At 48.2% G+C, this 13,219-nt stretch carries 10 protein-coding genes; 8 read left to right on the top strand and 2 right to left on the bottom strand.

Annotated features, from left to right (window positions below; genetic code table 11):
- Positions 1-112: 112 nt before the first annotated feature.
- Both BUB16_RS14695 and BUB16_RS14690 read left to right on the top strand, forming a co-directional pair.
- A complete protein-coding gene (locus BUB16_RS14695) occupies positions 113-1,006 on the top strand; it encodes a sugar phosphate isomerase/epimerase family protein (RefSeq protein ID WP_073066047.1) in 894 nt (297 codons plus the stop codon).
- A 271-nt stretch (positions 1,007-1,277) separates the two neighbouring features.
- Positions 1,278-2,429, top strand: a complete 1,152-nt coding sequence (locus tag BUB16_RS14690; RefSeq protein WP_211483195.1) for an acyltransferase family protein — start codon at positions 1,278-1,280, stop codon at positions 2,427-2,429.
- 64 nt (positions 2,430-2,493) lie between these two features.
- On the opposite strand, the gene BUB16_RS14685 is transcribed toward BUB16_RS14690, so the two are convergent.
- Positions 2,494-3,672 carry an FG-GAP repeat domain-containing protein gene (locus BUB16_RS14685; protein WP_211483194.1) on the bottom strand — a complete coding sequence of 393 codons (1,179 nt, stop codon included), beginning with the start codon at positions 3,670-3,672 and terminating at the stop codon, positions 2,494-2,496.
- Positions 3,673-4,506: 834 nt separating this feature from the next.
- Between BUB16_RS14685 and BUB16_RS14680 the strand changes: the two genes are divergently transcribed.
- From BUB16_RS14680 to BUB16_RS14655, 6 genes are all read left to right on the top strand, one after another.
- A complete protein-coding gene (locus BUB16_RS14680; RefSeq protein ID WP_073066095.1) occupies positions 4,507-5,313 on the top strand; it encodes a sugar phosphate isomerase/epimerase family protein in 807 nt (268 codons plus the stop codon).
- A 108-nt stretch (positions 5,314-5,421) separates the two neighbouring features.
- On the top strand, positions 5,422-5,823 hold the full coding sequence (locus BUB16_RS14675) for a VOC family protein (protein ID WP_073066041.1): 402 nt from the start codon (positions 5,422-5,424) through the stop codon (positions 5,821-5,823).
- Between the two features lie 319 nt (positions 5,824-6,142).
- Positions 6,143-7,669 carry a glycoside hydrolase family 28 protein gene (locus BUB16_RS14670; protein ID WP_084088323.1) on the top strand — a complete coding sequence of 509 codons (1,527 nt, stop codon included), beginning with the start codon at positions 6,143-6,145 and terminating at the stop codon, positions 7,667-7,669.
- 470 nt (positions 7,670-8,139) lie between these two features.
- Positions 8,140-9,480, top strand: a complete 1,341-nt coding sequence (locus BUB16_RS14665) for a 3-keto-disaccharide hydrolase (protein ID WP_211483193.1) — start codon at positions 8,140-8,142, stop codon at positions 9,478-9,480.
- A 34-nt stretch (positions 9,481-9,514) separates the two neighbouring features.
- The gene (locus BUB16_RS14660; protein ID WP_073066031.1) at positions 9,515-10,840 is read left to right on the top strand and encodes a Gfo/Idh/MocA family protein; all 1,326 of its coding nucleotides are present in this window, start codon (positions 9,515-9,517) and stop codon (positions 10,838-10,840) included.
- A gap of 149 nt (positions 10,841-10,989) precedes the next feature.
- Complete coding sequence (locus BUB16_RS14655; protein WP_073066027.1) at positions 10,990-12,237, top strand: tagaturonate epimerase family protein; 1,248 nt, start codon at positions 10,990-10,992, stop codon at positions 12,235-12,237.
- Here BUB16_RS14655 and BUB16_RS14650 read toward each other — a convergent pair.
- Positions 12,234-13,049: an SDR family oxidoreductase gene (locus tag BUB16_RS14650; RefSeq protein WP_073066023.1), complete on the bottom strand. Its 816-nt coding sequence runs from the start codon at positions 13,047-13,049 to the stop codon at positions 12,234-12,236. The genes BUB16_RS14655 and BUB16_RS14650 overlap by 4 nt on opposite strands.
- Positions 13,050-13,219 lie beyond the last annotated feature (170 nt).

Genomic DNA, 13,219 nt, shown 5'->3' with positions numbered 1-13,219 from the left:
TCTGTGGTATGTGAGGGGACTGTGAATAAGAGCGATGGGCGCGGATGACTAAGTTATATATTTTTAAATAAAAGAATTTTTTTACATACTATTGCCTTCTAATTAAAAAATTATGAGCAGAAGAAAATTTTTAAAAACGTCGGCGTTAGCCATGGGGACACTTTTACCGTGGCAAAAGGTCAATCAGCAGGCAGCGGGCGTTGAAAATAGGATAAATAAAGGCATTAGAATTAGTTTAAATGCCTACTCTTTTAACCGTTACCTGGAGAATGGAGAAATGACGTTGGAGGAGTTGCTGATGTATTGCTCTGAGCTCAACTTTGATGCACTGGATCCGACGGGCTACTATTTTCCAGGCTATCCGGATGTGCCCTCGGATGAATATATCTACAAGATTAAGCGAAAAGCCTTTATCCATGGTGTGGAGATCAGCGGTACGGGGATACGCAATAATTTCACGGATCCCGACCCGGACCGGAGAAAAGCTGATATTCAACATATCAGGCAATGGATAAAAGTGGCCTCTAAGTTGGGAGCGCCCGTGATAAGAGTGTTTGCGGGCAGGGGCATTCCCGAAGGCTACAGCCGCACTGAAATGAACGGGTGGATTGTGGACGCCTTGAAAAAATGTGTGGCCTGTGGGAAGGCACACGGGGTGATGATTGGCGTGCAAAACCACAATGATTATTTGAAAAATGCCGATCATGTACTGGAGATTATAGCATCCGTTGATTCCGACTGGCTGGGTATCATTCTGGATGTGGGAAGTTTTTCAACCGAAGATCCATACGAAGATATTGCGCGCGTAGCGCCTTATGCCATATCCTGGCAGATTAAGGAACAGCTGGGTTACCGGGATCGTGTAGTCAGAACAGACTTGAGGAAGATTGTGAATATACTGGAGGATGTAGCATACAAAGGATATATTCCCATCGAAACCTTGGGAGGTGATCCAAAGGAAAAAGTACCCCGCTTTTTAGAGGAGGTCAGAGAAGCGTTGTATTAGTTTTTGTAAATGATTTTATGAACCCGAACTACTTTGTTGATTCCTAAATGAAGGGTACGGGCTTATGCCGCAAATTGTGTTTACAGTTTATAACACCCTTTGATACCCACTACAACAGAGGTCAAAACAGGGCTGCGAGGGCTGTTCGGGATTCAATATGAGCTGCCAGCGTCTGGCAGGGGCTTTTTCAGAATAACTCTGCGGTACAGCTTCAGCGTAGGAGTGTTGAGGATTTAGAAAATAGGATTTTTAATTAAAATAAACGATTTAATTGAATTTTTTAGGACTCGGTTCGTCGAAGAAAAAAGATACATCAGCAGGAGTTAAGAAGTCGAAACGCCTGCTTTCGATAGATGCGTTGCGCGGTTTTGATATGCTTCTCATTTCGGGAGGGGCTCTGTTTATCAGGCGAATGGAAGGAAAAACCGAATGGGGCTGGATTGACTGGGTGGCCACACAGATGACGCATCCCGCCTGGCATGGTTTCACCTTCTATGACTTCATTTTTCCTCTATTCCTCTTCATTGCCGGTGTTTCCCTTCCGTTTTCACTGAATAAGGGACTCTCCACCGGTATGGGCAAGCCACAGTTATACAGAAAGATGTTCCGGAGAATGCTAATCCTGATAGGCTTGGGGATACTATATAAAAATGCTCCGGTTTCCATTTTCGAGCCTTCCGGAATACGCTATGTCAGTGTCCTCGGCAGAATTGGAATTGCGGTGTTTATTACTACCTTCCTGTATCTGAATTTTTCAAAAAAAGGCCGACTGATGTGGGTCGGCTCTATCTTACTGCTGTATTATGCCGCTCTTTTTCTCATTCCCGTACCGGGACACGGGGCCGGTGATCTTTCGCTTGAAGGCAATTTGGTGGGATGGATAGACCGGCAGCTGCTGCCGGGACGCCTGTTGCAGGGTTCATATGATGAGCTGGGTTTGCTGACCCAGCTGCCGGCTCTCTGCCTGACGGTATTGGGATCTTTTGCCGGTGATATATTAAGGTCCAATCGTGAAGACAGCATGAAGCTACAGAGGCTGTTTTTTGCCGGCGCGGCGTGCGTGGGAATCGGACTTGTATGGGGTCTTCATTTTCCGGTTAACAAGCACCTGTGGTCCAGTTCCTTTATCTTGCTGACGGGGGGGATGGCTTTCCTTTTCATGTTTGGCTTCTATGCACTGATTGATGTACTGGAGTATAAAAAGTGGGCCTTCTTCTTCCAGGTCATTGGCCTGAATTCGCTTACTATATACCTGGGATACCGGTTTATTGATTTTAGCGAGACGTCCCATCTGTTGTTTGCAGGGATCTATTCCATTGCTCCCGAACCTTGGCACGAAGTCTTCCAGGCCTTTGGGGCCATGATGCTGGTCTGGCTGCTTTTATACTTTTTGTACAGGAAAAAGATATTTATCAAGGTTTGACAAGCCATCCCTGATTCTTGTCTCCTCAGGAGGTAATGATGAGATAGGAGGAAAGTACTGCTAATTATTCCTGTCGATTTTCCAGCAAAAGGAAATAGGGGCCTGCCTGCCATTCGGCCTGCAGGCTGTCCGGTGTATTGAAAGACCCTTCTGAAAAGTTGCCCAGGAGTATGTCTTTATTTCCATCATCATTCCAGTCGGCTATATCCATGGTAATCCACCGTCCGGCTGAAGCCTTGGGATGATGGTAGGGAGTGAATTTCAGATTTCCCTCATTTTTAAAAAATACAAATCCTTCTTCCGGGTGATTTTCATAATCTGCATAGAAGGCGATCACAGCTATATCTAACCTTCCATCGTTGTTAAAATCGTGAGCTTGTGCGTTATAAGCCCCGTGTAAGGGGTAAAACCACTCCTCCGTAAAATTGTTATTTCCATCATTTAAAAAAATATAGACCCCGTGATAGGGTTTGAAGATGGTGGAATAGTCGGCGTTGTCGCCGCTTGTGTATAGTATATCCGGATGACCGTCACTATTAAAATCATGTATTTCAAATGAACTGGATCCTGCAGTAATTTGAAATTGCAACAATGTTGTCTTCAGAAAATTTCCTTTTCCCTGGTTTTCAAACAGATAAATCGCCTGGTCGGTTTGCGTGCAAAGCGCTATGATATCCTGCAGGCCATTTTTATTGATATCCTTGATATCGGTTTGTATGCAGCCGGGAGTATCAAGCAATACATTTTTTTGAGCAGCGAACGTTTTTCCGATGTTTTCTACCCAGAACAGTTTTCCTGTTCTGTGACCGAATTCACTGATCAGGAGATCATCCAGCCCGTCTTGATTGAGGTCTGTCCATTTGCTCTCCACAGGACGTGTGAGATTATTCAAAAGAAGTGAATCGGATATCAGTTCAGTACCAAGAGAATTATATAATATACTTTTGACGGATCCGGCGGGAGCATCGGTTGGCAATAAACGTCCTATGAATGTCAGGAGTAACTCTTGTTTTCCCCATACATCATTCTCCGTGTTCCTGATACGAATATCCGATATGGGAGCAGGTGAAGCAAACATATGTATAAGCTCCAGGTCGTTATTGAAGGTCAGGAATTTCTTCAGGTTGGCATCTGCAGCATAGATCAACTGGTTGCGGGTATCAAATCGGACTGCAGTTAATTTAGGTGTGTTTTTTGTCCGGAGTTCCGGGAAGCGGGCCTTGAAAAGGAATTTGTCATCCAAAATTTCTTGCTTTTTTTCCCGTTTGTTAAATTCCCCGGGGGCAGCCTTCTTGTAATAATCCAAAATTTTTTGCCACTCTGTGCTGCTTATTTGCGGCTCTGAAGGGTAATAATCCCGCGGAAGGTTGGGGTCCGTTTCAGTTGGATAAGTGTCAAATTTATGCTTAAAAATTCCCAGCAAGGGACCCATGGCAGGCAGAACAGAGGAAGTCCAGGTTTGCTTCGGAAGAAGCGAGGGTTTTGGGTATAAATGGCAACCCGAGCAGTATTTTTGGGATAGCCTTTTTCCCTCATCAAAAGTAGTAGCATTCCCGGGAAAGTTTTGTTCGACCTTTGCTATATGCGCATTATCTGATAAATAGATAAATAAAGCGGTGATGGATATACCAACAATTATGAAAAACAGGTATCTACTTCCTGTGGGTATATTCATAGATTCAAGGTTCTGTACTGAGGATATACGGTTCTGCTATATATTCGGGGGTATTTAATTTAACCATTAAACATCAATAAATTGTTTTTTTCCCAAAAAGGAGCGTAAATTTTTTGTATATCAGATTATTTTGTGTAATTACAGGTCAACCCGGGATCCTGGACTTAGAGGGTGCAGACGATTTGAGCCTTATTTTGGGGGACTATTGAGGCGAATGGTTGGCTTATTTAACAAGAAGACCCCGGAATCTGGCCAGATTCGCCGGACTCGCTGTAGATTTTCCCAGGTCCGACAGGTTCCCAGGGTTTTTAATTTTTAACATATATCAGCATACAGGTTATGATTAGTCGAATTATTGCAGGCATCTGTTTTTTGCTTTTCGGAAGTTTAGTTAATCCGGAGATGGAAACCGTACAGGCACAGGAGGGTCAGCAGCTGCTCCCTGACCCCGGGGTCGTATCCTACTCTTTTAGGAATCAGTTCGAGGAAGATGTGCCGGGGACACTGGATCTTATTAAGAGCATGGGACTCACCAATATTGAATTTTCCAGTTTATTCGGGACTACGGCTGAAGAGTTGCGCGGGATGCTGGATGAGCGCGGGCTCATATGCACTTCTTATGGAGTGGGGTACGATGCACTTGTCAACGACACAGAACAGGTTGTCGAAGATGCCCGCACCCTCGGCGCCAAGCATGTGCGTATAGCCTGGATCCCCCATGAGTCGCCCTTTTCCATTGAAGATGCGAAGAAAACGGTCACTGATTTTAACCAGGCGGGAAAAGAGTTAAGGGAAGCGGGACTTTATTTCTCTTATCACAATCACGGCTATGAGTTTCGACCCTATGAAGACGGAACGCTCTTTGATTATATCGTGGAACATACCGACCCGGAATACGTCAGTTTTGAAATGGACCTGCTTTGGACCGCACACCCGGGAGCGGATCCGGTGGAGCTGTTACAAGAATATCCCGACCGGTTTCGGTTGATGCATCTGAAGGATCTTAAAAAAGGCGTAGAAGGTGATTATTCAGGCAGTGCTCCCGAAGAATATGACGTGCGGCTGGGGACCGGGCAAATCGATTTCCCCGCGGTTTTAAGAGCGGCACAGGATACGAATATTGAATATTACTATATCGAAGATGAGAGTCATGAAGTCGTGGAACGAGTCCCCAAAAGTATTGAATACCTCAAAAGTTTGACAAAATAAGGATTCGTGAGTAATCCGGGTTAAGCATGTGTGAGGACGTTGAATGCATGAAAATGCAGACATTGGCCAAAAAGTTGTTTTACAAAGGCTTCTCAAAATTAAAAAGATATGAAGATAGAACACTTTGCAATGAACGTGAATGAGCCCCTCGCCATGGCCGACTGGTATGTGGCTTATCTTGGGCTGGAGGTTGTAAAACAGGAAACAGAACCGCCTTATATGACGTTTCTTGCGGACGACAGCGGGCGGGTGATGATAGAGATTTATCAGAATCCGGCGGACCAGGTACCGGATTATCATAACAGGGACCCGCTGATCATGCACCTGGCGCTGGTTTCCGAAGAGCCCGCAGCCGATAAAAAGCGATTAATCGAGGCCGGTGCAGAAGAAATAAGCGACGAGATACTGGAGGACGGCTCGCACCTGGTAATGCTGAGGGATCCGTGGGGATTGGCGATACAGCTTTGTAAACGTTCGAATCCCATGCTGAGAGAGAAGGAAGTACGATGATTTAGTTGCATAAATTTTATGATTATGGTTATAATTGTATGTGCAAACGATTGCGCAAAAATATTACACATCAATTCTGACAGGTATTGTGAGGTAATATCCATATAGTAAACATGGAGAATGCTGAGGCTCGACCGAAATTATTATTCCATTTTGAAAAGTTGATATGAGGATGGGACGTCTAACAGGGAAAAGAAGCAGAATTGGTTTTTGATTTGTATAAGTTTAATGTAATTCGTCAGAAGCTATGTTAAAACCAGCGCAAAAAAATACAGATGCAGGATTTTTTGAGAAGGCTTGTTTAGGATTGTTTTTTCTGATGACTATATGTGTTTGGCAGACGGAAGTGTTGCTGGCCCAGGATAAGAAAGTGCCGGTTGATATCGCCCCCGTTGATGCTCCTTTTGAAATGGCGGATCTCGAACGCCCGTCATTTCCGGATACCACTTTTGATATCCGGGATTATGGTGCACGGCAAATGGAAGGGGATGATCCCTTTGAAAACACTGCGGCCATTCACAGAGCTATTGAAGCTGCCCGCCGGGCGGGCGGGGGAAAGGTGTTAATTCCCGGGGGCGAGTGGTTTACCGCTCCCATCCATCTTGAGAGCAATATAAATCTGCATATTGCGGATAACGCTGTGGTTTACTTCAGTACGGACAGGGAAGATTACCTGCCCGTGGTTCGACAGCGGCATGAAGGGGTTGAAGCATACAATTATTCCCCGATGATTTATGCGTACAAACTCGAAAACGTGGCAGTGACGGGTGAGGGAACCCTGGATGCACAGGGGGACCACTGGTGGGAATGGTTCGAGGAGCACAGCAATGATTTCGGTGACCGGACGGAGGTAACCAAGGTGCCGCTGTCGCGACGCGCCTACGGAAAAGGAGCGGGTTTGGAGGGCATGCGCCCAAATTTCATGATTTTCTGGAAGTCTGAAAATATACTGGTGGAAGGCATTACGCTGAAGGATTCGCCCATGTGGAATGTCCACCTGGTGTACAGCAACAAGGCTATTGTCCGGGATGTCACCGTCAACAGCTTGCGGGCGCCCAATGGCGACGGCGTGGTACTGGATTCCGCCAGCGACGTGCTGGTTGAGTATAACCACTTCCAAACGGGTGATGACGCCGTCGTATTGAAATCCGGTGTCAACGAAGAAGGCCTGGAGATAGATATCCCTACCCAGAATATCGTAGTCCGCAATTTTGAAGCCCGTAATGTGCGTACCGGCAGCGGGGGCATCGTATTCGGCAGTGAAACCTCCGGCGGTATCAGGGACGTATATGTGCATGACGCCTATTTCGAGGGGACCGACCGGGGTATACGGTTTAAAACCGAACGGGGCCGGGGCAATGTGATTGAGAATATTTATATCCGTGATATTGATATGAAGGATATCGAAAGCCAGGCCATCAACTTCAATTCCTATTATTCAGGCCCCGGGCTTACGGGTCCCACTCCGCTGATCCGCAATATCAATATTCGCAACATCACTATCGACGGGGTTCCCGAACCGATTGAACTGGTGGGACTGCCTGAGAAATGGCTGGAAAATATTACCCTGGAGAATGTGTCGGTCGTCAACGCCGACCAGGGTGCCCGCATCACCCGCGTTAAGAACCTGACGTTGAAAAATGTAGATATAAGCTCCGAAGCCCGCGCTTTTGTTGCGAATGATGTCTATGAGCTGACCCTCCGGGATGTTAATCTCATTGATCATACTGAAGGAGTGCCGATCTTTGTGGAAGGAATGTATTCGGGTGCTATTTCGCCGGGGGACATCCCGGTGAGCCAGTTAGAGCTTGGAGAAGACGTGTCGGATTCGGCCATTCTCGAGTGATGATTTTATAAGGAGACGCAGGCTGGAAGCAGATAGCTCAAAACTTCGAATACGAGGAGCCGGCAAGACCCGCAGTAGAGTCTGCTAATTCCGACAGAATCCGAGGGTTAGGGTCTTTTCCCCCAGGGGACGGGTGATTGGGCCCGGGGAAGTTGTACCAAGAGTGAGCGTATGGAAGACAGTATTGCCTGAAGAGTTGATTTAGCGGGCGGCTCGAAAAGGTAGTTGGTATATAACTATTGGACGGGTGAAAGATGCTATCTGAAGAGCAGCACTGCGGACCTTATGAAGGAACCTTATCGGGTTCTGGAGCCCTGAAATGAGAGACTGAGTATAAATTAAAATTTATATCGAAAAAACCTTTCATAATTTGTATCATGGTGGTAATTAACTAACAGAATTATGAAAATAAATAAAATCTAATAATGCGATTATTTAAAATTAGGGTTTTGCAATTTATAGGATTGCTTTTGTTTATAACCGGTCCGCTACAGGCCCAGGATAACTGGCAGGAACTTATCACTGGCGAAAGCCTGGACGGGTGGACCCAGCTGGGGGGTGAAGCCGAATATTTTGTCGAAGACGGGGCGATCGTGGGTGAAGCGGTGCCTGACACGCCCAATTCCTTTCTGACAACAAACGAAGAGTATGGTGATTTTATCCTGGAATACGAGGTGTACCTGGACACCCAGATTAACAGCGGCGTGCAGATTCGCAGCAACAGCGATCCTGATTACCGCGACGGCCGCGTGCATGGCTATCAGGTGGAACTGGATCCCTCGGAGCGCGCGTGGAGCGGCGGTATCTACGACGAAGCCCGACGGGGCTGGCTCTATCCGCTCGCAGGGAACAAAAAGGGTGGAGCCGCATTCCGTGTGGGACAGTGGAATACTATCCGCGTGGAAGCGATCGGCTCGACGATTAATACCTGGATCAACGGGGTACAGTGCAGCCGGCTGGTGGATGATATGACCTCTGAGGGATTCATAGGGCTGCAGGTGCATTCCATCCACGATGAGAGCCTGGTCGGAGCACAGATAAAGTGGAAAAATATTCGCATTCTCACTTCTAACCTGGAAGAGCATCGCACAACGCCCGATCCCCAGGTCCGGCAGATTAGCTATCTGAAAAATGAGCTCACCGAGTGGGAACAAAAGCACGGATGGCGATTGCTCTGGGACGGAGAAACACCGGAAGGCTGGCGCGGGGCAAAGCTGGATGATTTCCCTGAGAGCGGATGGGAGATCAATGATGGTGTGCTGACGGTCCAGGAGACCGACGGCGGTGAAGCTACAGGCCCGGGCGACATTGTGACGAGGGACCAATACAGTGATTTCGAGCTGGAGCTTGAATTTAAGATTACGGAAGGAGCCAACAGCGGCATCAAGTATTTTGTGGATCCCGATCTCAATAAGGGCGCCGGATCCGCTATCGGAGCGGAATTCCAGATCCTCGATGATGAAAACCACCCGGACGCCAAGAAGGGCGTTGAAGGCAACCGGACGGTAGGGTCGCTCTACGACCTGATTACGGCCAAAAATCTTTCGGTTCCCGGCAGAGGCAAGCCGTTCAACGGGGTAGGCAGCTGGAACAAGGCGCGTATTGTCTCCGAGGACGGAAAGGTGGAGCACTGGCTAAATAATCAAAAAGTGGTGGAGTACGACCGCTTTTCGCAAATGTTTGCGGCACTGGTGGCCTACAGCAAATACCAGAAATGGGAAAATTTTGCTCGCTGGCCGCAGGGACCCATCCTGTTGCAGGATCACGGAAACGAAGTTAGTTACCGGAGTATCAAGGTGCGCGAGCTGTAAAAAATCAATTTATCTAACATTTAAAAAAATAATTATGGGATCACGAAAAGATTTTATCAAAAAGACAGCACTGGGAGCCGGTGGACTTGCCCTGGGATTATCGGCCAAAAGTTACGGAAGGGTTCTTGGAGCGAACGACCGCATTCGTGTGGCTTTTATGGGATGCGGGCGTCGGGTCGGGGCCTATTACGAGAGCCTGTCGAAACCGTACAATACCGAACTGGCTTATATCTGTGATGTTAAGAAAAGCCAGCGCGACCGGGTAGCGGAAGACTTGAAAGGTGAGCTCTCTTATACGCCCGAGCTGACCGATGACATCCGGGAAGTGCTTGAGGATCCGGAGGTGGACGCTGTGTTCAACGCCACCCCTGATCACTGGCATGCTCCCGGCGCGTTGATGGCCATGGAGGCCGGCAAACACGTGTACGTGGAAAAGCCGTGCAGCCATAATCCGGCGGAAAGTGAGCTGCTGGTACGCGGCCAGCAGAAATATGACAAAGTCGTCCAGATGGGCAACCAGCAGCGTTCGGCCGCACATACGATAGAGATCATTGGTGAAATTCACAATGGCGTTATCGGGGAACCCTACAAGGCGGTGGCTTTTTACAGTAACGGCCGGGGAGAAGTCCCCAATCCTGTCCGGCAGGATCCGCCGTCCGACTTAAACTGGGAGCTGTTCCAGGGTCCGGCGCCCCGGGAGGACTATCATCACAATACATGGGATTATAACTGGCACTGGTACGGCTGGAAGTGGGGCACCGCCGAAACCGGCAATAATGCTACCCACGAAGTCGATATCGCCCGGTGGGCTCTGCAGGTTGACTATCCCGAGAAGGTTATCGTAGATGCCGCGAAGCAACACTACCCGGATGACGGCTGGACGATGTATGATACGATGTATGCGACATTCCGTTTTCCGGATGATAAAGTAATAAACTGGGATGGCAAAAGCCGGAATGGACTGCAGACCTACGGTTCCGGCCGTGGAACGATTATATACGGGACGGAGGGATCGGTGTTTGTCAACCGCGGTGAATACCGGCTGTATGACCGGGACGGCGATCTTGTACGGGAAGAATCGGCCGGCGGCGATGAACAGGGTACGGCTCTTGGAGGAGGGGGGAGCATGTCTACCCGGCACGTGGTCAACTTCCTGGATACCATCCGGGGGACAGCCACCCAGCAAAACTCTCCGATCGACGAGGGAGCCAAGAGTGTCCACTTGTGTCACCTGGCCAACATCTCGTCCCGTACAGGAAAGCCGCTGGACGTTAACACGGATGATGGCCGTATCAACGACCGGGAGGCCATGAAGCTGTGGGACCGGGAATACGAGCCGGGATGGGAGCCCAAGGTATAAGGGTAGTAGGTTAATTCGTCGTATGTTCTTCTCCGGCCTGTAACGCTCTGGCCGGGGAGAGCATTCTTAACAGCATTTCTGCAGAGCGTTCTCATTAAATGTTCAACAGATTTATTACCTGCAAATCTTAATTCATATATTATCTATTTATGCTTGGAAGATATTCACTCGGGACCGGTGACCGGTTCGGACAGCAAGGAGAGGCCCAATTAAAAGCAATTAAAAAAGCAAAAGCTGACTCCGGCGTTCAAATCACCCCGGTATGGAATAAATCCCACCGGGAACATGAAATTATTGGCACTACCCCCCCGGATGTCCGCGAGGAAGCGGATAATGCCGTTGCCAGGTTAAGCTGGGACGGCCCCTATTGCGTAGACGCGGACCATATTACCAGGGAAATTGTGGATCCCTATATTGCCTGTTCAGATTTCTTTACCATCGATGTAGCCGATTATATTGGGGAGAAGTGTGATCCGGATGATAACGAGACCTTTATCCGGCGAAATGCCGATCTTATTGGGACCATAGCTATTCCGGGCATCGATAAAGAGTTCAAGGTCACGGATCAATACTTGTCCGACTGGGCCGATCAGTATCTGCGCGCCATCAACCAGGCCGGTGAGATATTTGAATATATCCGGGATCGAAAAGAGGGTCAGGCCGTTTATGAAATTTCGATGGATGAGGTTGAAACGCCCCAAACCCCCCTCGAATTATATTTTATTTTAAAAACCGCAGCCGAAAAGGGCATAACCATCCATACGGTTGCACCGAAGTTTACCGGTGATTTTTATAAAGGAGTGGATTATGTAGGGGAACTGGATCAGTTTATCAAAGAGTTTGAACAGGATCTTCTGGTGATAGCTCACGCGGTAGATACCTTTAATCTGCCGGAAAGCCTGAAACTGAGTATTCACTCGGGCAGTGACAAGTTCTCGCTGTACCCGCATATTCGCCGGCTGCTGGATAAGCATGAGGCCGGCGTTCATCTCAAGACCTCCGGCACTACCTGGCTGGAAGAGCTTATCGGACTGGCAGAGGCCGGGCCTCAGGGGTTGTCCATGGTAAAGGAAATATACGAGGAAGCTTATGGAAGATATGACGAGCTGACGGGTCCGTATGCACCTGTGATATCCATTGACCAATCCCAGCTGCCTGCCCCCGACAGGTTTTCCGGGTGGTCCGGGCAAACCATTGCTTCAAAGCTGGAACATAACCCGGAAGATCCCGCCTTTGATTCCCAGCTGCGCCAGTTCCTACACTGTTCGTATAAAATAGCGGCGGAAGAAGGCGATGAGTTCATCCGGTTACTGCGGGAAAACAGGGAGGAAGTTGGCCGCAGGGTGACTCAAAACCTTTATACCCGCCATATCGAACCGTTATTTTTGGGCAACTAAACCCCGCTGTAAGCACTAAATCCACCATCAACCGGTATGATGGTCCCCGTAACGAACTTCGAGGCGTCGCTGGCAAGCCAGACGGCGGTCCCGATTAGTTCTTCCGCTTCGCCAAAACGATCCATCGGGGTGTGATCCACGATCGTTTGTCCCCGGTCGGTTAAGGACCCGTCTCCCTTCAGTAGCAGGTCCCTGTTTTGCTTCCCGATAAAAAAGCCGGGAGCTATAGCATTAACGCGCAATCCTTCCCCGTGTTTATTGGCCAGTTCAACAGACAGCGACTTCGTAAAGTTATCGATTGCAGCTTTTGCGGCTGAGTAGCCGATGACCCGGCTGATAATTTTCTGGGCCGCCATGGAGGAAATATTTATGATGGTTCCTTTTTCTGTTTCAATCATCGGCTCGCTAAAGATTTTCGTCGGCAGATATGTACCATGGAAATTAAGGTCCACTACCTTTTCAAACGATTTGTCATCCAGATCCAGGAATGACTGATCCGGGTTAATAACGGCGCCTGCAATATTCCCGCCGGCAGCATTAATCAGAATATCAATCTGTCCCCATTCATCCAGCACCTTTTGTTTAGCTGCTCTCAGATCGGAGGTGTTTAGAACGTCGGCATACAGCGGCAGGGCCTCCCCGCCGTTTTGTTCAATCGTCTCAACCTGCCGGTTGACGGTTTCTTCGGTGCGGCCCAAAATGGCAACCCTGGCACCGGCCCGGGCAATACCTTCTGCCATGGCGCCGCCCAATACGCCATTACCGCCTGTTACAATTGCTGTTTTGCCGGATAAGTCGAATAGTTTATTCATGAAAAAATGAGTCTGTATGATTATTTAATTATTATAGCCCGTCAAGTTTTTAGATTGTGCAATCGATTGCTTAAGGTAATAATAAATGTTGTTTAGAAAAAATGAGAACAAGATGCATTGCCTTTAAGTTTGAGTAGGTGAGTGTGGCCTGAGCTATTACACAAGACGTT

Source organism: Fodinibius roseus, assembly GCF_900129315.1.
GTDB lineage: Bacteria > Bacteroidota > Rhodothermia > Balneolales > Balneolaceae > Fodinibius > Fodinibius roseus.
Note: the sequence above shows the minus strand (reverse complement) of the source record. Positions and strands in the feature narration are given on the sequence as shown.